Raw genomic sequence first — 19,476 nt, 5'->3', positions numbered from 1 at the left:
CCCCAACGGGGAGCACGCCCTGACCGCGAGCGCCCCGTTGTGGCACACCGGACTCTCCGCACACTCGGCTAACCCATTGGTCCATCTGGGATTTCCACTCTTGGCCCGCGCCTTGCTCCAGGCAAGGCGATGGTAGTCAACGGCGATTACCCGACTTCGACAAAGGCGTCGCATCCACACCCGCGCAGTGCGGTGGGTGGAGCGACGCCTTTTTCGTTTGCCCCGGCGCAGGGGCTCAGGACTTCCCGGCGGCCCCCTGTGGCCACGACCGGGGCTCTCAACCGTTGCTGACGAGGTGTTCGATGAACACGAGTTTCTGGAAAGCCGGCCATGCGCCGACCCTGTTTGCCGCCTTCCTCTACTTCGACCTGAGCTTCATGGTCTGGTACGTCCTCGGCCCGCTGGCGGTGCAGATCGCAGCCGACCTGCAACTGACCACCCAGCAGCGCGCGCTGATGGTGGCCACGCCGATCCTCTCCGGCGCCATCCTGCGCTTCCTGATGGGCCTGCTGGCCGATCGCTGGTCGCCCAAGGCCGCCGGCATCCTCGGCCAGGTGATCGTCATCTGCGCGCTGTTCGGCGCCTGGCGACTGGGCATCCACAGCCTGGAGCAGGCGATGATCCTCGGCGTGCTGCTGGGCATGGCCGGCGCCTCCTTCGCCGTAGCGCTGCCGCTGGCCTCGCAGTGGTACCCGCCGCAGCACCAGGGCAAGGCCATGGGCATCGCCGGCGCCGGCAACTCCGGCACGGTGCTCACCGCGCTCTTCGCGCCCGCCATCGCTGCCGCCTTCGGCTGGCAGAACGTATTTGGCTTCGCGCTGATCCCGCTGCTGGCCACCCTGCTGGTGTTCGCCCTGCTCGCCCGCAACGCCCCGGAGCGGCCGCCAGCCAAATCCCTGGCGGATTACCTGAAGGCCCTGGGCGACCGCGACAGCTGGTGGTTCATGTTCTTCTACAGCGTGACCTTCGGCGGCTTCCTGGGCCTGGCCAGCACCCTGCCCGGTTACTTCCATGACCAGTACGGCCTGGACCCGGTGAAAGCCGGCTACTACACCGCCGCCTGCGTCTTCGCCGGCAGCCTGATGCGCCCGCTGGGCGGCGCCCTGGCCGACCGCATCGGCGGCATCCGCAGCCTGCTGGTGATGTACACCCTGGCCTCGATCTGCATTGCCGCCGTGGGCTTCCACCTGCCCAGCGCGGTGGTGGCGCTGAGCCTCTTCGTGGTCGCCATGCTCAGCCTCGGCGCGGGCAACGGCGCGGTGTTCCAGCTGGTGCCGCAGCGCTTCCGCCAGACCATCGGCGTGATGACCGGCCTGATCGGCATGGCCGGGGGCATCGGCGGCTTCTGCCTGACGGCGGGCCTGGGCGCGATCAAGCAGGCGACTGGTGACTACCAGCTCGGCCTGTGGCTGTTCGCCAGCCTCGGCGTATTGGCCTGGTTCGGTTTGCATGCGGTGAAAGCCCGTTGGCGCACCACCTGGGGTAGCGCGGCCGTTACTGTCGCGCGGGTGTAGGCCATGCCCTTTGCTGCGACACGTAATAACTGCAGGGGCAACGGTTTTCTCCCGGATAAATCCGTGTCAGTGCCTTCCCCCTCACCCCAGCCCTCTCCCTCAGGGAGAGGGAGCCGACCGTGCCGGCTGACGCTGAGGTTTCATCCTGTACCGAACGGTCCCCTCTCCCTCTGGGAGAGGGTTAGGGTGAGGGCCATCCCGAGCGCCAATCCATCCCGTAGGAGCAGGCCATGAGCCTGACCCTGAGCTTCGCCCAGGCCAGCGCCACCGGACCGCGCGACGAGAACCAGGATGCCCTGCGAGTGGTCACTCCGCCCGCCGGGCTGGCCGCAAGCAAGGGGCACCTGTTCGCCATCGCCGACGGCGTCAGCCACTGTGCCGATGGCGGCCTGGCCGCGCGCCTGACCCTGCAGGCGCTGGCAGCCGACTACTACGCCACCCCCGAGACCTGGGCCGTCGCCCAGGCCCTCGATCGTCTGCTGATCTCGCAGAATCGCTGGCTGCAGGCCAACGGTGGCGGCCAGCCGCTGCTCACCACCCTCACCGCGCTGGTATTGCGCGGCCGGCGCTTCACCCTGGCCCATGTCGGCGACTGCCGCCTGTACCGCTGGCACACCGGGCAACTGGAGTGCCTGACCCAGGATCACGTCTGGGAACAGCCGGGCATGCAGCATGTGCTCAAGCGCGCGCTGGGCCTCGATCAGCACCTGGTGGTGGATTACCGCGACGGCGAACTGGAGGCCGGGCAGTCCTTCCTGCTGGTCAGCGACGGCGTCTGGTCTGTGCTGGGCAACGCCGGCATCCTGCGCCTGCTGGAGGATGCGCCGTCGCTACAGGCCTGTGCCGACGCCCTGGTCAGCGCCGCGCACCTCGCCGGCAGCCAGGACAACGCCAGCGCCCTGCTGCTGCGCGTGGACGAGCTACCTGCAGCGAGTCTCGGCGATGCCCTCGCCCAGCTCGACCAGTGGCCGGCGCCACCGGCATTGCGCGACGAACAGGAGTTCGAGGGCTGGCAGGTGGAAAGCCGCCTCGCCCAGTCACGCCAATCACTGATCTACCGCGTGCGCGACCGCCAGGGGCGTCCCTGGCTGCTCAAGACCTTGCCTGCGGCGCTGCGAGACTCGCCCGAAGCCGCCCAGGCCCTGCTGCTGGAAGAATGGTTCCTGCGCCGCGTACAGGGCCGCTACTTCCCCGAACTGCACAGCCTGCCGCAGCGCCAGCACCTCTACTACGTGATGCGCGAGTATCCGGGGCAGACGCTGCACGAACACCTGAAACTCAACGGCCCGCTGAACCTGCCAGACTGGCTGGACCTCGCCCAGCGCCTGCTGTACGGCCTGGGCCAGCTGCACCGGCGCAACATCCTGCACCGGGACATCAAGCCGGAGAACCTGCACTGGGCCAACGACGGCGAGCTGCGCCTGCTGGACTTTGGCCTGGCTTATTGCCCGGGACTGTCCCAGGACGATCCGCACGACCTGCCCGGTACACCGAGCTATCTCGCCCCGGAGTCTTTCCAGGGTGCAGCACCGGACGCCCGCCAGGACCTCTACGCCGCCGGCGTCACGCTGTACCGCCTGCTCTGCAGCCACTACCCCTACGGCGAGATCGAAGCCTTCCAGCACCCACGCTTCGGCACGCCCGCACCGGCCAGCCGCTACCGCCCGGACGTACCGGCCTGGCTCGACGATTGGCTCGCGAAGCTGACCGCTGCCCAGCCGCAACAGCGCTTCGAAACCGCCGAGGAGTGTCTGCTCGCCCTGGAACAAGGGGAACGCCAGACGCCCACACGTCCGCGTCCACTGCTGGAGCGCGAGCCGCTTAGGGTCTGGCGTGGGATTGCCCTGGCCTCCCTGGCGATCAACCTGGGGCTGATTCTCTGGCTGTTGCATCGCGGCTGAAGCCGCACCAGATCGGTTCGAAATGCATCACCGCAGTGCAATACGCCGAACCAACACAAGTACTTCTCAGCCGCAAAGCCTGAAAATCCGGGCACCGAGCAACTTGGCACAGCCCCTGCAGTAACCGATTCAACAATCTACAAAAGCGCGTCCCTCAACGAAGAGGCTCGCACTTCCCGATCGAACGGGACTTGGACAAAGGCGTCCTCGCTGGGTAACCGGCGGGACGCCTTTTTTGTTTTCCGTGATTTTTCCGTGACGCGGAGCCCTGACATGAAAAAGCTCAAGCTCGTACTGATCGGCAACGGCATGGCCGGTGTGCGCACCCTGGAAGAACTGCTGAAGATCGCGCCCGACCTTTACGACATCACCGTGTTCGGCGCAGAACCCCACCCCAACTACAACCGCATCCTGCTCTCCCCGGTGCTGGCCGGCGAGCAGGCCTTCGAGGACATCGTCCTCAACGATCTCAACTGGTACAGCGAGAACGGCATCCGCCTGCTGCTCAACCGCAAGGTCAGCCGCATCGACCGTCACCGCCGCAAGGTCTACGCCGAAGACGGCAGCGAAGCCGAGTACGACCGCCTGCTGATCGCCACCGGATCCAACCCCTTCATCCTGCCGGTGCCGGGCAGCCGCCTGCAGGGCGTGATCGGCTACCGCGACATCGCTGACACCCAGACCATGATCGACACCGCCGGCACCCATAGCCACGCTGTGATCATCGGCGGCGGCCTGCTCGGCCTGGAAGCCGCCAACGGCCTCAAGCAGCGCGGTATGGACGTGACCGTGGTGCACCTCTCCGACTGGCTGCTGGAACGCCAGCTGGACCGCACCGCCGGCAAGCTGCTGCAAGGTGCGCTGGAGTCGCGCGGCATCCACTTCCGCCTCAATACCCAGACCGAAGAGCTGATCGACGACGGCAGCGGCCGCGTCTGCGCCGTGCGCTTCAAGGACGGCGAAGTGATCGCCGCGGACCTGGTGGTGATGGCCGCCGGCATCCGCCCCAACACCGAACTGGCGGAGAAGACCGGCCTACCCTGCAACCGCGGCATCCTGGTCAACGACACCCTGCAGACCTATGACCCGCGCATCTACGCCCTGGGTGAATGCGCCAGTCACCGCGGCATCGCCTACGGCCTGGTGGCACCACTCTTCGAACAGGCCAAGGTCTGCGCCAACCACCTGGCCATGCTCGGCTTCGCTCGTTACCAGGGCTCTGTGACCTCCACCAAGCTCAAGGTCACCGGCATCGACCTGTTCTCCGCCGGGGAATTCATGGGCGGCGAAGGCACCGAGACCATCACCCTCTCCGACCCCATCGGCGGCGTGTACAAGAAGCTGGTGATCAAGGACGACGTGCTGGTCGGCGCCTGCCTCTACGGCGATACCGCGGATGGCGGCTGGTACTTCCGGCAGATCCGCGAGAACCACAACGTCGCGCAGATCCGCGACCACCTGATGTTCGGCGAGAGCAGCATCGGCGACGTCGGTCACCAGGGCCAGAACAGCGCGGCCAGCATGCCCGACAGCGCCGAAGTCTGCGGCTGCAACGGCGTATGCAAGGGCACCATCGTCAAGGCGATCCAGGAGAACGGCCTGTTCAGCGTCGACGAGGTGAAGAAGCACACCAAGGCCGCCAGCTCCTGCGGCTCCTGCGCCGGCCTGGTCGAGCAGATCCTGATCAGCACCGTGGGCGGCGCCGCGGACGTGAAGCCCAAGAGCGAGAAAGCCATCTGCGGCTGCAGCGACCTCAACCATGGCCAGGTGCGCCAGGCGATCCGCGACCATCACCTGATCTCGCTGAGCTCGGCGATGCGCTTCATGGACTGGCGCACCCCGGATGGCTGCGCCACCTGTCGCCCGGCGCTCAACTACTACCTGATCTCCACCTGGCCGGGCGAAGCCAGGGACGACCCGCAGTCGCGCCTGATCAACGAACGCGCCCACGCCAATATCCAGAAGGACGGCACCTACTCGGTGGTCCCGCGCATGTGGGGTGGCGTCACCAACGCCGCCGAACTGCGGCGCATCGCCGACGTCGCCGACAAGTACCAGGTGCCCATGGTGAAAGTCACCGGCGGCCAGCGCATCGACCTGCTGGGTATCCGGAAGGACGACCTGCCGGCGATCTGGAAGGAGCTGGACATGCCCTCCGGCCACGCCTACGGCAAGTCCATCCGTACCGTGAAGACCTGCGTGGGCAGCGAGTTCTGCCGCTTCGGCACGCAGAACTCGACCCAATTGGGCATCGATCTCGAGCACGACCTGTTCAATATGTGGTCGCCACACAAGGTCAAGCTGGCGGTCTCCGGCTGCCCGCGCAACTGCGCCGAGGCCGGCATCAAGGACATCGGCATCATCGGCGTGGACTCGGGCTGGGAGCTGTATATCGGCGGCAACGGCGGGATCAAGACCGAGGTGGCGGAGTTCTTCGTCAAGCTCAAGACCGCCGACGAGGTCCGCGAGTACAGCGGCGCCTTCCTCCAGCTTTACCGCGAAGAGGCCTTCTACCTCGAGCGCACCGTGCACTACCTGCAGCGCGTCGGCATGGAGCGCATCAGGAAGGCCGTGCTGGAAGACGCGGAGAACCGCAGGGCGCTCAACGCCCGCCTGCAATTCTCCCTGTCGCTGGAACAGGACCCGTGGCAGGAGCGCATTGCCCAGCAGCCGCTGAAGAAGGAATTCGAACGGATTCCGCTCAAGCAACTGGAAACCGCCTGAGTGCCCGCCGGGCCCCGTCATCGGGGCCCTTCCTACCCGATTGCTGGAGACACCCCATGAACTGGCTCGACATCTGCGCCCTGGACGACATCAACCCGCTGGGCTCCCGCGTCATCGCCGGCCCCAAGGGCGATATCGCGATCTTCCGTACCTCCGATGACCAGGTCTTCGCCCTTGACGACCGCTGCCCGCACAAGGGCGGCCCGCTGTCCCAGGGCCTGATCTACGGCAAGCGCGTGGCCTGTCCGCTGCACAACTGGCAGATCGAGCTTGAGAGCGGGGAAGCCGTGGCGCCCGACCAGGGCTGCGCCCATCGCCATGAGGTAAAGGTCGAAGGTGGGCGCGTGCTGCTGGCACTGCACACCTCCGTCGCCCATTGCGCTTGAGTCCACCAGCGAGGCCCGTGCCATGAACCCCAACCGTCGCACCACCGCATCGACCTGCTGCTACTGCGGCGTGGGCTGCGGCGTACTGATCGAGCACAACGACAAGCGCATCCTGGGCGTGCAGGGCGACCCGCAACACCCGGCCAACTTCGGCCGCCTGTGCAGCAAGGGTTCGACCCTGCACCTCACCGGTGATGCGGCTGCCCGCGCGCAGTTCCCGGAGCTGCGCCTGGGCAAGAACCTGTCGCGCGCCCGCACCGACTGGGACACCGCGCTGGAGCATGCTGCCGGCGTCTTCGCCGAAACCATCCGCGAGCACGGCCCGGACAGCGTGGCCTTCTACGTCTCCGGCCAGTTGCTGACCGAGGACTACTATGCCTTCAACAAGCTGGCTCGCGCCCTGGTCGGCACCAACAACATCGACAGCAATTCGCGCCTGTGCATGTCCTCGGCGGTGGTCGGCTACAAGCGCAGTCTCGGCGCCGACGCCCCGCCCTGCAGTTACGAGGACATCGAGCTGGCCGATTGCGTGATGATCGCCGGCAGCAACATGGCCTATGCCCATCCCGTGTTGTTCCGCCGCCTGGAAGACGCCCGCGCGCGGCGCCCGGAGATGAAGCTGATCGTCATCGATCCGCGCGTCACCGACACCGCCGAGCAGGCCGATCTGCACCTGGCGATCCTGCCCGGCACCGACGTCGCGCTGTTCCACGGCATCCTGCACATCCTGCTCTGGGAAGGCTGGATCGACCGCGCCTTCATCGATGCCCACACCGAAGGGCTGGATGAGCTGAAAGCCCTGGTGCGCGACTACGGCCCACTGGCCGTGGCGGAAATCTGCGGCATCGCCGTCGACGACCTGCAGCGCGCCGCCCAGTGGATCGGCCAGGCGCCCGCCTTCCTCTCGCTCTGGTGCATGGGCCTCAACCAGTCCACTGCCGGCAGCGCAAAGAACAGCGCACTGATCAACCTGCACCTGGCCACCGGGCAGATCGGCCGCCCCGGTGCCGGCCCCTTCTCCCTCACCGGCCAGCCCAACGCCATGGGCGGCCGCGAGACCGGCAGCCTCGCCAACCTGCTGCCCGGCCACCGCGAAGCTGCGAACGCCGAACATCGTGCGGAAGTCGCCGCTTACTGGGGCGTCGAGCAACTACCGGATACCCCCGGTCTGAGCGCCATCGAACTCTTCGACGCAGTCCGCGACGGACGCATCAAGGCGCTGTGGATCGCCTGCACCAACCCCGCACAATCGCTGCCGGACCAGACCCGCATACGCGAAGCCCTGGCCGCCTGCCCCTTCGTCATCGTCCAGGAAGCCTTCGCCACCAGCGAGACGTGCCACTACGCCGACCTGCTGCTGCCGGCCGCCAGCTGGGGCGAGAAGGAAGGCACGGTAACCAACTCGGAACGCCGTATCAGCCATGTACGCCCGGCCATCCCCGCCATCGGCGAGGCGCGGGCAGACTGGAGCATCGTCTGCGACTTCGCGCGGCGCCTTGAGCAACATCTGCGTCCCGGCGAACCCAGCCTGTTCGACTTTGACTCGCCCTCGGCTCTGTTCAACGAATACAAGTGGCTGACCCGTGAGCGTGATCTCGATCTTTCCGGGATCGACTATGCGCTGCTGGACGCGAGCGGGCCGCAGCAATGGCCCTTTCCCGTCGGCGCGGACCACGGCAATGCGCGCCTGTATGGCGATGGGCAGTTCCCCACCGCCAATGGGCGCGCCCGGCTGATTGCCGAGCCCTATCGCGCGCCGAAGGAGAAGCGCGATGCGCGCTACCCGCTGATCCTCAACACCGGTCGCCTGCGTGACCAATGGCACGGCATGACCCGCACCGGCACCGCCCCGCAACTGTTCGGCCACGTGGAAGAAGCCGTGCTCGGCCTGCACCCGGACGAACTGCGCCGCCGCCGCATCAGCGATGGCCAACTGGTCCACCTGCACAGCCGCCGTGGCGAACTGGTACTGCCGGTACAGGCCGATGATCGCCTGCGCCCCGGCCAGGCCTTCCTGCCGATGCACTGGGGCGACCGCTTCCTCAAGGGCCTGGGCATCAACGTGCTCACGCAGCCAGCGATGGATCCGCTGTCCCGCCAGCCCGAGCTGAAACATGCCACGGTAGAAGTCAGCCGCATCGAACTGCCCTGGCAGTTCTTCGCCCTGGTGGAAGGCAGTGTGCAGAAGCGCTTCGAGGCCCTGCGCCCGCTGTTCGAAGACCTGCGCTACGCCAGCTTCAGCCCTGTCGGCCGCGAACGCCCGGCGCTGGTGATCCGGGCCGCACACGTTGAAGCGCCGAGTGCGGAATGGCTGGCCGCCATCGACGCACTGCTTGGCCTTAACGAAGGGCCGGTGATGGCCTATGACGATCCGCGCCTGTCGGTCGGCAAGCGCGTGCGAATCGAACAATCCCGGATTGTCTCGCTGCGCCTGGCCGGCGAAACCGCCGCTCGCGCCTGGCTGCGCGAACTGTGGAAGGAAGGTCGCGCCGACCAGGAATTGCGCCGTTGGTTGCTGGCCCCGCTCAGCACCGCGCCGGGCAAGGCAGGCGCCGTCGCCGTCGCCGTCGCCGTCGCCGACAAGACTCTGTGCAACTGTCTGAACGTCAGCCAGAGCCGCATCCAGGCCGGCATCGACCAGGGCCTGGACCTGGACGGCCTCAAGTGCGAACTCAAGTGCGGGACCGCCTGCGGCTCCTGCGTACCGGAAATCAAACGTCTGCTGGCTCGGCATCCGCTGGCCGCAACAGCCTGAATCGCGAGTCCGAGGAGATCGATATGAGTGGAAAAGTCTGGCTGATCGGCGCTGGCCCGGGCGACCCGGAGTTGCTGACCCTGAAGGCGGTACGCGCACTGGCGCAGGCCGAGGTGGTTCTGATCGACGACCTGGTCAACCCGGCGGTACTGGAACACTGCCCGGCAGCACGGGTAATCCCGGTCGGAAAACGCGGCGGCTGCCGCTCTACACCGCAGGACTTCATCCATCGGCTGATGCTGCGCTATGCCCGCCAGGGGCTCTCCGTAGCGCGACTGAAGGGGGGCGATCCCTGCATTTTCGGGCGTGGCGGTGAGGAAGCCGAGTGGCTTGGCGCACGGGGTATCGAATGCGAACTGGTCAACGGCATCACTGCCGGACTGGCAGCTGCGACTCAGTGTCGCATCCCGCTGACCCTGCGCGGCGTGAGTCGGGGCGTGACCCTGGTGACCGCCCACACCCAGGACGACAGCACCTTGAACTGGCGCGGCCTGGCCGAAGGCGGCACGACACTGGTGGTGTACATGGGCGTGGCGAAACTGGCGGAAATTCGCGACGGTCTTCTGGACGGCGGAATGCGCGCTGACACTCCGGTGGCGATGATCGAAAACGCTTCCCTGCCCAGCCAGCGCGAGTACCGTAGCCAGTTGCAGGACATGATCGAAGACGCCCAGCGTTTCGCCCTGAAAAGCCCGGCAATTCTGGTGATTGGCGAGGTTGCCGCTGCCGTGCAACAGGCGGCCCTGGTCCGCAGCGCCTAGGCCCGGTGCTTTCCTGCAGGCAAAGAAAAACCCGGCCTAGGCCGGGTTTTTCTCAGGAGCTCAGACCAATTACTTGGCTTGGGCTTCTACTTGGGCTTCTACGCGGCGGTTAACAGCGCGGCCTTCGGCAGTTGCGTTGTCAGCAACCGGACGGCTCTCACCATAACCAACAGCGTTTACGCGGCCGCCTTCAACACCGTACTCGTTGACCAGTACGTCACGAACGGCGTTGGCACGACGCTCGGACAGCTTCTGGTTGTAGGCGTCGGTGCCGACGGAGTCGGTGTGGCCTTCAACGGTGGTGGAGGTGGACGGGTACTGCTTCATGAAGTCAGCCAGGTTTTTGATGTCAGCGTAGCTGTTCTCTTTAACCTTGGACTTGTCGAAGTCGAACTTCACGTCCAGCTGAACGCGAACGACTTCAGCAACAGCCGGGCAGCCGTTGGCGTCAACGGTGACGTTGGCCGGGGTGTTCGGGCACTTGTCGACGTTGTCGCAGACGCCGTCGTTGTCGGAGTCGGAGCAGACTTCAGCAACCGGCTCCGGAGCCGGGGCGGCTTTGCCACCACCGAAGTTCATGCCGACGCCCAGGCCAGCCATCCACTCGCCCTGGTGGCCATTCTGACGCTGTTCCAGGCCGTACTGACCGTCCAGGCTGGCTTTGGCGTAGAAGTTCTCGGTGAAGTAGTACTTCAGACCGGTACCGATCATGGCCATGGTCAGGTTCTGACGGCTGCCATTGGCATCGCTGATGTTGGTCAGGCTCTGGTGGCCGATACCTGCCGACACGTACGGACGCAGGTTGCCAGCACCCGGAGTGCCGAAGTGGTAGATGGCGTCCAGAGTGCTCAGGTTGCCGTGGACCTTCTTGTTGCCGGTCTCGTAGGTGCCACGAACGTCGTGGTACTCACCGTAGGACAGAGCCAGCTCGACGTCGTCGGTCAGGAAGTAGCCAACCGAACCGCCGTACAGATCCGCGTTCTTCATGTCGCGGGTGCTGTCAGTGAAATAGCGCTTGCCGAAGGCCTCGACCTCGACCGCGCCCTGGCCTTGAGCGAAGGCGTTCATAGCGGAAGCGGCGATTACAGAGCCGACAACGACGCCAAGGGTGTTCTTCAGTTTCATCCGTTAAATCCCCATCTTGGTGGTCAATAAGTTGTCTAACCATAGGCCGTACAACTTGGTGGGCAAGTTTATCAGAACTTCCCGGCCAAAGAGACAATATTTACTAAACTAAGATTCCGTCACACCGGAAAACTTTTCGCGCAATCGATCGAGCGCACGCTTGTAGCGCATTTTGGTGGCGCTCAACCCCATATGCATGATATCGGCGATTTCCTGGAACTCGAGTTCGGCCACGAACCGCAACACCAGAATTTCCCGATCAATGGGATTGACATGAACTAGCCATCGGTCTAGTCCACCGCGTTCTTCCACCTTCGGAGCCTTCTCTTCGGAAGCCTCCTCCACCGGATCCAGACTCAACGCATCGAGCAATCGCCGTTTGCGCCGCTCCTTCCGATATTGGGTAATGCACTCGTTGTAAGTGATGCTGTACAGCCAGGTCTTGAACTTCGATTTTCCCTCGAAGTTCTTCAAACCATACAGAACCTTCAACATCACTTCTTGACACACATCATCGGCGTCCCGGTCGTTGCCCAGATATCGGGCGCAGACATTGAACAGCGTGCGCTGGTAGCGGCGCATCAGCTCTTCATAGGCACGGGTCACATGGAACAGCTCCACGTGCGAACGCTCCACCAGCTCCTCGTCGGTGAGCTGGCGCGGGTCGTAGCGCAAGGGCAGTGATTGCGGCGTGTTCAAGTCGGGTCGGGCCAGGTCATGTCAGCGGCCGATGCGGCTCCCGGGGAGCGGCATCGGCGATCGGTCATCATCTCAGCGACTGGTCACTCGCTGATCGAGCAGGATACGGTTGGCAATGGACACCAGCTCGCCCTCCTCCGTCAGCAGGATAGTCTTGATGGTACCAATTTCCTCGATGATGCCTTCGACATCCGCGACTTTCACTTGTTGCCCGACGTGGTACAGCTCACGCACATAGATGCCCGCGATGATCTGGCCGGCGACTTCACGACTGCCAAGGCCAAGCGCAAGCGCCGCCGCCAGGCCGATGGTGATCAGCACGATGGCGATGATGTAGTTCAGCAGGTCGGTCTTGACCTCGAGCTGGCCGATGGCAACCGAGATGCTGATGATGATGACCAGCCACTGGGCAACACGGCCCAGGCCGTTGGAATATTCGAGGCCGACGCCGTCCGCCGCGCCACGCACCAGGCTGTTGGCCAGTTGGGCGAGGAGAATGCCGACGATCAGCACCAGCGCCGCGCCGAAGACCTTCGGCAGGTACAGCGCGAGCATGTCGAGGGTCGCGGAGACACGCTGCAGGCCCAGCGACTCGGCCGCGGAGACCAGGAACACCAGCAGCACGAACCAGTAGATGATCTTGCCGATCAGGGTCGAAACCGGCACCTGGATGCCGGCGCGGGACATCAGCTTGGTCAGGCCGGTACCCGCCATCAGGCGATCCAGGCCCAGCTTGGCCAGCAGTTTGGACAGCAATGCGTCGAGCAGCTTGGCGACGATGAAGCCCAGCAGCACGATCACCAGCGCGGCGAGCAGGTTCGGAATGAACCCGGCCAGCTTGCCCCACAGGGTGTTCATGGCGGTCAACAGGCTTTGCGTCCAGATGTCGAATTGCATGTTCAATCGGCCTTGTCAGCGGAAGGGGCGGAATTCTGCGCGCGACGCGAGACGGGCGCAAGGTGCAAGGCACCGCGGGTGACGCCGATGGACAACGCTTCCAGCCAATGGCCCATCAGGCTGAACAGATCGCCCGCGCCGACCTGGCGGTTGGCGGTCTTGAGCACGCGGCCCAGGCGCAGGTCATCGCCCGGCTGCTCCGGCGGCATCTTCAGGAGATCACGCAAGGATTCTTCAAATGGGTCGTGCATACGCACCTCGCCTGTGTGAGGTGCTTGACGCCCCCACCACCTCAAAAGTCACACCTAGAGCCAACGCAAGCGGCGGAAAACCCACCACTGGAAGGTCGCGATGCCGCCGATCAGCAGGCAGGCCACCACGAAACCATAGGGCGCCTGCGCCCCCGGGATACCGCCGACATTGATACCCAGAAGCCCCGTCACGAAGCTCATGGGCAGGAAAAAGCCGGTAATGATACCAAGCAGATACATGGTGCGGTTCATTCGTTCGGTAATTCGACGATGTTCGGCCTCCTGGATCAGGCTGATGCGCTCGCGAATCAGCTCCAGCTCCTCCAGGTTCCGGGTCAGGCGGTTGTAGAGCTCGTTCCAGTAGTCGGCGTCGTCGGCGACCGTCCAGGACAGCTTGAACTTGACCATCTGCGCATAGATGTCGCGCTGGGGGGAGAGATAGCGCCGCAGCCCTGCCGCCCGCAGACGCAACGTCCGCAGCTGATGCTGGTCGGGAATACTCCGCTCGTCCTCCTCGATGGCCTCTTCCATGCTGTCGAGCTGGTCCGCCAGGCCGCCGATCAGGGTATCGACCCGATCCGTGAGGTAATGCGCCAGGTACAGCACCACTTCCGAGGCGGTCTTGGGGCCGCGCCCGGCAGCCAGGTCCGTGCGCAGGTCGGCCACCGCCTTGAGCGGACGCAAGCGCAGGGAAATCACCCGCTGCGACTCGGCGTAGACACGCAGCGACACCATGTCCTCCGGCACCGCGCCGGGGTTCAGGTTCACACCACGCAGGAACAGCAGCAGGCGTTCGCCGCCCAGATCGACCAGGCGCGGACGCGTCGCCTCCTCTAGCAGCAGGTCGCAGGCGAACTCATTGAGCCCGCTGGACTCGCGCAGCCAGCTTTGCGCCTCGGGAACGCCACGATCCCAGTGCACCCAGAGGCTTTCTTCCGGCTTGAGATCCAGCAATGGCAGTTCATTGCGGGAAATTTCCCGGGCGCCGCCACGTCCATCAAGCACGAAGCCATCGATCAAGCCACGCTCGGTACCAGTTTCGTATGCCTGCATGCCCTCTCCCGCGTTCGCCCCTGGGGCGCTCCATGAAAAATGCCGGAAGCCTTCGCTTCCGGCATTGACTCGAACCGCGCTCGGAGGTTCGATTTATTCCGGCATTTTCAACGCTTTAGGCGAGACGATGATGCCGTTGTTGTCGGCATAGACGAACTCGCCCGGACGGAAGGTGATGCCACCGAAGGTCACCGCGACGTTCAGGTCGCCGATGCCACGCTTGTCAGTCTTCATCGGGTGACTGGCCAGCGCCTGCACGCCCAGGTCGGTCTGCGCGATCACGTCCACGTCACGGATGCAGCCGTACACCACGATGCCTTCCCAGCCATTCTTCGCCGCCTTTTCGGCCAGCATGTCGCCCAGCAGCGCGCGACGCAGCGAACCGCCACCGTCCACCACCATGACCTTGCCCTTGCCGTCCTTTTCGACCTGCTCCTTGACCAGCGAGTTGTCCTCGAAGCACTTGATGGTGACGATCTCGCCACCGAAGGAGTCCCGCCCGCCGAAGTTGCTGAACATCGGCTCGACGACCTGGACCAGCTCCGGGTAGGCATCGCACAGATCGGGGGTGACGTAATGCATGGAGACGCTCCTCTTGATGAAAACGGATACGGCAAACCGGCCCTGACGTGACCGAAAGGCTCACTGGCGTCACAGTCTACCCGCTACAACGTCTGCGAGGAACGCTCAAGCCTGTGCCAGAGCGCCCTGCCCGGCCGGCAGCGCACCCTGCTCCAGCCAGTGCTGTAGCAGCGGCCAGACTTCACGCTGAGCCCCCTTGCTGATGAGCATCTCGACGTGACCGTAGTCCTCGGAGAACCCCTGGCGCTTGCCCAGGCGCAGGTATTCCCGGACCTCGGAGCCGAACTGCTCCAGCAGCTGGCGACAGGCCCAGGCCGGGTCCTGGTAATCACCATCGGCAGCCACCGCCAGCACCGGCACCCTGACGTTCTGCAATCCACCCCACCAGTCGTTGTCCTTCTCGCCGAAGCGACCGAACAGGCTGTACCAGCGCAGGGTTTCCAGCGCCAGGCCGAGCGGCTCGTCCTCCGGACCTCGCTTGAGCCTGGAGCCGGACAGGCCACCCATGCGCTTGAGCAGGAAACGCCCGCTCCAGGCCACCGGCGGCAGCTTGAGCGGCCAGTAGGTTCGGCTGATCTGGCTGCCGCAGAGCACCGCGCTGGCCGCCAGCCCCTCTTCCAGATAGCCGCCGCCCAATGCCGCCGCCAGGGTGATGCCCCCCAGGGAATGACCGATCCAGTGCGGCGCCTGGCCGCTCTGCTCGACGACGAAGCTGCCAATGGCCGGCAGGTCGAAGCGCGCATAGTCGGCCACGCGATTGCGGTCATAGTCCTCGTTGCGCGGCGACAGGCCGTGGCCACGCATCTCCGGAATCCAGACATCGAAGCCGGCACGCGCCAGGTAAGGACCGAAGCCGATGCACTTGGGCGAATACCAGAAGCGGCGATTGGAGAAGCTGCCGTGCAGGAGGATTACCGGCACGCCGCGTGCGCCGTCGCGCAGTCCGAGGCGGGTCAGCACCAGCTCGACGCTGGAGTCGGGGCTGTTGCCCGGTTTCAGGCGGTAGACGTCCTCGGTGAGGTCACCGCGGAACTCCGCGCTCAGGAGCGCGACAGGAAAGAGTTGACTGCTGCTTTGCATGGAATCGGCTGGCACAAAAAAGGGCGGGTGAAATCACCCGCCCTTCTCAGGATGGTGGAGGAACCGTCAGGACTGGCCTTCGGCGAGGAAGAACCAGGTGTCGAGGACCGAGTCGGGGTTGAGCGACACGCTCTCGATGCCCTGCTCCATCAGCCACTTGGCGAGGTCCGGGTGGTCCGACGGGCCCTGGCCGCAGATGCCGATGTACTTGCCGGCCTTGTTGCACGCCTGGATGGCGTTGGACAGCAGCTTCTTCACGGCCGGGTTACGTTCGTCGAACAGGTGCGCGACGATGCCCGAGTCACGGTCCAGGCCCAGGGTCAGCTGGGTCAGGTCATTGGAGCCGATGGAGAAGCCGTCGAAGAACTCCAGGAACTCATCGGCCAGCAGGGCGTTGGACGGCAGCTCGCACATCATGATGACGCGCAGGCCGTTCTCGCCACGCTTGAGACCGTTGGTGGCCAGCAGGTCGACCACCTGGGAGGCTTCGCCCAGAGTACGCACGAAGGGCACCATCAGTTCGACGTTGGTCAGGCCCATCTCGTTGCGAACCTTCTTCATCGCGCGGCATTCGAGCTCGAAGCAGTCGCGGAAGGATTCGCTGATGTAGCGCGAGGCGCCACGGAAGCCGAGCATCGGGTTTTCTTCTTCCGGCTCGTAGAGCTTGCCGCCGATCAGGTTGGCGTATTCGTTGGACTTGAAGTCCGACAGGCGCACGATGACCTTCTTCGGCCAGAAGGCCGCGGCCAGGGTGCTGACGCCCTCGACCAGCTTCTCGACGTAGAAGCCGACCGGATCGTCGTAACCGGCAATGCGCTTCTCGACGCTGTCCTTGATGTCCGCCGGCAGGCTGGCGAAGTTCAGCAGCGCCTTGGGGTGCACGCCGATCATGCGGTTGATGATGAATTCCAGGCGGGCCAGGCCCACACCTTCGTTCGGCAGTTGGGCGAAGTCGAAGGCGCGGTCGGGGTTACCGACGTTCATCATGATCTTGAACGGCAGCTCGGGCATGGCATCGACCGAGTTCTGGCGGATGTCGAAGCCCAGCTCGCCTTCGTAGATCAGGCCGGTGTCGCCTTCGGCGCAGGACACGGTCACGCGCTGGCCGTCCTTCAGGGCGGCGGTGGCGTTGCCGCAACCGACGACCGCCGGGATGCCGAGCTCACGGGCGATGATCGCCGCGTGGCAGGTACGGCCGCCGCGGTTGGTGACGATGGCGCTGGCGCGCTTCATCACCGGCTCCCAATCCGGGTCGGTCATGTCGGAGACCAGTACGTCACCCGGCTGGACCTTGTCCATCTCGGAGACATCGTGGATCACCTTCACCGGGCCGGCGCCGATGCGCTGGCCGATGGCACGGCCTTCCACCAGGACCTTGCCCTTTTCCTTGAGCAGGTAGCGCTCCATCACGGTGGCACTGACGCGGCTCTTCACGGTCTCCGGGCGAGCCTGGACGATGTACAGCTTGCCGTCGTCGCCATCTTTGGCCCACTCGATGTCCATCGGACGCTCGTAGTGCTTCTCGATGATCAGGGCCTGCTTGGCCAGCTCGGTCACTTCGGCATCGGACAGGGCAAAGCGCGCGCGATCGGCCTTCTCCACGTCGACCACCTTGACCGACTTGCCGGCCTTGGCTTCTTCGCCGTAGACCATCTTGATGGCCTTGCTGCCCAGGTTGCGACGCAGGATCGCCGGGCGACCGGCCTCCAGGGTCGGCTTGTGGACGTAGAACTCGTCGGGGTTCACCGCACCTTGCACCACGGTCTCGCCGAGGCCGTAGGCGCCGGTGATGAACACCACGTCACGGAAACCGGATTCGGTATCCAGGGTGAACATCACGCCGGCGGTGCCGGTTTCCGAGCGGACCATGCGCTGCACGCCGGCGGACAGGGCGACCAGCTTGTGGTCGAAGCCCTGGTGCACGCGGTAGGCGATGGCACGGTCGTTGAAGAGGGAGGCGAAGACTTCCTTGGCCGCGCGGATCACGTTGTCCACGCCGCGGATGTTCAGGAAGGTCTCCTGCTGGCCGGCAAAGGAGGCGTCCGGCAGGTCTTCGGCGGTTGCCGAGGAACGTACGGCAACGGCCATGTTGTCGTTGCCGGCGGCCATCTCGGTGAAGGCCTTGCGGATATCGGCGTCGAGCTGGGCCGGGAATTCGGCATCCATCACCCATTGGCGGATCTGCGCGCCGGTCTTGGCCAGGGCATTCACGTCATCCACATCGAGAGCGTCCAGCGCAGCATGGATGCGCTCGTTAAGGCCGCTCTGCTCGAGGAAGTCACGGTAGGCCTGGGCAGTGGTAGCGAAACCACCCGGTACGGAAACGCCGGCACCGGCGAGGTTGCTGATCATTTCGCCCAGGGATGCGTTCTTGCCCCCCACACGTTCGACATCATGGACGCCGAGCTTATCGAGGGAAACTACGTACTCTACCAAGGTGATCTCTCCACTAAGGTGTTGGAAAAGGTCGTACGGGCCGGTGCGGCGCCACTCTTCTGGTCCGGGCCAGAAAAATGAGTAAGAATGCCCCGGCAAAGGGCCTTGCAAACGCGCGGCCTATCATAGCCAAGAAACGTTCCTACCTTAAGGCCCGCAGCGCATATGAAACGAACTGCATTTTTCATTTCCGACGGCACCGGCATTACTGCCGAAACCCTCGGCCAGAGCCTTCTTGCGCAGTTCGAGAACATCAATTTCGTCAAACTGACGCGACCTTACATCGATACCGAAGAAAAAGCGCGCGTCATGGTACAGCAAATCAATACCGCTGCCGAGGCGGACGGGGCGCGCCCGATCATCTTCGATACCATCGTAAACCGCGAGATCCGTTCGGTCCTTGCGCAATCCAACGGTTTCATGATTGACATCTTCTCGACGTTTTTGTCCCCGCTCGAGCAAGAATTATCCGCCGACTCGTCGTATTCCGTCGGAAAATCCCACAGCATCGGCCACAACTCCAACTACATGGAGCGTATCGACGCGGTCAACTTCGCCCTCGACAACGACGACGGCGCCCGTACCCACTACTACGACAAGGCCGACCTGATCCTGGTGGGCGTGTCGCGCTCGGGCAAGACCCCGACCTGCCTTTATATGGCCCTGCAGTACGGCATCCGCGCGGCGAACTACCCGCTGACCGAGGAAGACATGGAGCGCCTGCAGCTGCCCAATGCGCTCAAGCCTTACAAACACAAGCTGTTCGGCCTGACGATCGACCCCGACCGGCTCACCTCCATCCGCAACGAGCGCAAGCCCAACAGCCGCTACGCCAGCTTCGCCCAGTGCGAGTTCGAGGTGCGCGAGGTGGAGAACCTGTTCCGTCGCGAAAACATCGCCTACATCAACTCGACGCATTTCTCGGTGGAAGAGATTTCCGCCAAGATCCTGGTCGAGAAAGGCGTGGAACGCCGGCTCAAGTAACCATCAAAGTCTCGAAGTACCCTCAATCGACGGCCGGCATTCCCGGCCGTTAGTCTTTCTGCAGCCTCTCGCCAACCCGCCTATCATTCTGTAACCCGAGATTTGCCCGTGGCATTTTCCACGGGTCGGGCTTTCCCCGGCACAGGCTAAGGAGAGCGCCATGCGCGAATGTCAGTACCTGATTCTGGTCGCCCTGCTGGTGTTGGCGACCTGCTTCACGGCCTCGTCGCCGCTCACGCCGGGGTGGGCCTTGGCCCAGGCGGCTGCGTCGGCCACGTTGCCCGGATAGGTGGTGGCCATCAGCACCTGGGCCAGCAGGGAGTCGGGG

General features: G+C 64.6%; 15 protein-coding genes and 1 pseudogene. 7 read left to right on the top strand and 9 right to left on the bottom strand.

Features of this window, described 5'->3' with window-relative positions; all coding sequences use genetic code 11:
• Positions 1–302: 302 nt before the first annotated feature.
• The 6 genes from J5M67_RS26870 to cobA all read left to right on the top strand — a co-directional run bounded on the left by J5M67_RS26870 (position 303) and on the right by cobA (position 10,041).
• Positions 303–1,514 carry a NarK/NasA family nitrate transporter gene (locus J5M67_RS26870; RefSeq protein ID WP_207888467.1) on the top strand — a complete coding sequence of 404 codons (1,212 nt, stop codon included), beginning with the start codon at positions 303–305 and terminating at the stop codon, positions 1,512–1,514.
• A gap of 230 nt (positions 1,515–1,744) precedes the next feature.
• On the top strand, positions 1,745–3,415 hold the full coding sequence (locus J5M67_RS26865) for a bifunctional protein-serine/threonine kinase/phosphatase (protein WP_207888466.1): 1,671 nt from the start codon (positions 1,745–1,747) through the stop codon (positions 3,413–3,415).
• Between the two features lie 273 nt (positions 3,416–3,688).
• Complete coding sequence (gene nirB, locus J5M67_RS26860; protein WP_207888465.1) at positions 3,689–6,139, top strand: nitrite reductase large subunit NirB; 2,451 nt, start codon at positions 3,689–3,691, stop codon at positions 6,137–6,139.
• 56 nt (positions 6,140–6,195) lie between these two features.
• Positions 6,196–6,525 (top strand): nitrite reductase small subunit NirD, encoded by a 330-nt coding sequence (gene nirD, locus J5M67_RS26855; protein WP_207888464.1) that lies wholly within the window; start codon positions 6,196–6,198, stop codon positions 6,523–6,525.
• Positions 6,526–6,547: 22 nt separating this feature from the next.
• Positions 6,548–9,280 carry a nitrate reductase gene (locus J5M67_RS26850; RefSeq protein ID WP_207888463.1) on the top strand — a complete coding sequence of 911 codons (2,733 nt, stop codon included), beginning with the start codon at positions 6,548–6,550 and terminating at the stop codon, positions 9,278–9,280.
• 23 nt (positions 9,281–9,303) lie between these two features.
• Positions 9,304–10,041 carry a uroporphyrinogen-III C-methyltransferase gene (gene cobA, locus J5M67_RS26845; protein ID WP_207888462.1) on the top strand — a complete coding sequence of 246 codons (738 nt, stop codon included), beginning with the start codon at positions 9,304–9,306 and terminating at the stop codon, positions 10,039–10,041.
• Positions 10,042–10,110: 69 nt separating this feature from the next.
• Here the strand turns inward: cobA and J5M67_RS26840 are convergent, their stop codons facing one another.
• The 8 genes from J5M67_RS26840 to ppsA form a co-directional block, all read right to left on the bottom strand.
• Positions 10,111–11,166, bottom strand: coding sequence for an OmpA family protein (locus J5M67_RS26840; protein WP_207888461.1), 1,056 nt, complete (start codon positions 11,164–11,166; stop codon positions 10,111–10,113).
• A gap of 108 nt (positions 11,167–11,274) precedes the next feature.
• Positions 11,275–11,865, bottom strand: a complete 591-nt coding sequence (gene sigX, locus J5M67_RS26835; protein ID WP_207888460.1) for an RNA polymerase sigma factor SigX — start codon at positions 11,863–11,865, stop codon at positions 11,275–11,277.
• Positions 11,866–11,937: 72 nt separating this feature from the next.
• On the bottom strand, positions 11,938–12,762 hold the full coding sequence (locus tag J5M67_RS26830; protein WP_207888459.1) for a mechanosensitive ion channel domain-containing protein: 825 nt from the start codon (positions 12,760–12,762) through the stop codon (positions 11,938–11,940).
• 2 nt (positions 12,763–12,764) lie between these two features.
• Entirely contained in the window at positions 12,765–13,019 is a 255-nt protein-coding gene (locus tag J5M67_RS26825) for a CrfX protein (protein WP_207888458.1), read from the bottom strand.
• A 48-nt stretch (positions 13,020–13,067) separates the two neighbouring features.
• Complete coding sequence (locus J5M67_RS26820) at positions 13,068–14,066, bottom strand: zinc transporter ZntB (RefSeq protein ID WP_207888457.1); 999 nt, start codon at positions 14,064–14,066, stop codon at positions 13,068–13,070.
• 93 nt (positions 14,067–14,159) lie between these two features.
• Entirely contained in the window at positions 14,160–14,648 is a 489-nt protein-coding gene (rraA, locus tag J5M67_RS26815; protein ID WP_152222602.1) for a ribonuclease E activity regulator RraA, read from the bottom strand.
• Positions 14,649–14,753: 105 nt separating this feature from the next.
• Positions 14,754–15,728 carry an alpha/beta fold hydrolase gene (locus tag J5M67_RS26810; protein ID WP_207888456.1) on the bottom strand — a complete coding sequence of 325 codons (975 nt, stop codon included), beginning with the start codon at positions 15,726–15,728 and terminating at the stop codon, positions 14,754–14,756.
• Positions 15,729–15,794: 66 nt separating this feature from the next.
• The gene (gene ppsA / locus J5M67_RS26805; protein ID WP_207888455.1) at positions 15,795–18,164 is read right to left on the bottom strand and encodes a phosphoenolpyruvate synthase; all 2,370 of its coding nucleotides are present in this window, start codon (positions 18,162–18,164) and stop codon (positions 15,795–15,797) included.
• 165 nt (positions 18,165–18,329) lie between these two features.
• Here ppsA and J5M67_RS26800 point away from each other — a divergent pair, with 165 nt between their 5' ends.
• On the top strand, positions 18,330–19,148 hold the full coding sequence (locus tag J5M67_RS26800) for a pyruvate, water dikinase regulatory protein (protein ID WP_207888454.1): 819 nt from the start codon (positions 18,330–18,332) through the stop codon (positions 19,146–19,148).
• A 201-nt stretch (positions 19,149–19,349) separates the two neighbouring features.
• On the opposite strand, the pseudogene J5M67_RS26795 reads toward J5M67_RS26800, so the two are convergent.
• A pseudogene (locus J5M67_RS26795) lies at positions 19,350–19,476 on the bottom strand (DUF3300 domain-containing protein); the annotation flags it as partial.

This window comes from Pseudomonas sp. 30_B (assembly GCF_017491605.1).
GTDB lineage: Bacteria > Pseudomonadota > Gammaproteobacteria > Pseudomonadales > Pseudomonadaceae > Pseudomonas.
Note: the sequence above shows the minus strand (reverse complement) of the source record. Positions and strands in the feature narration are given on the sequence as shown.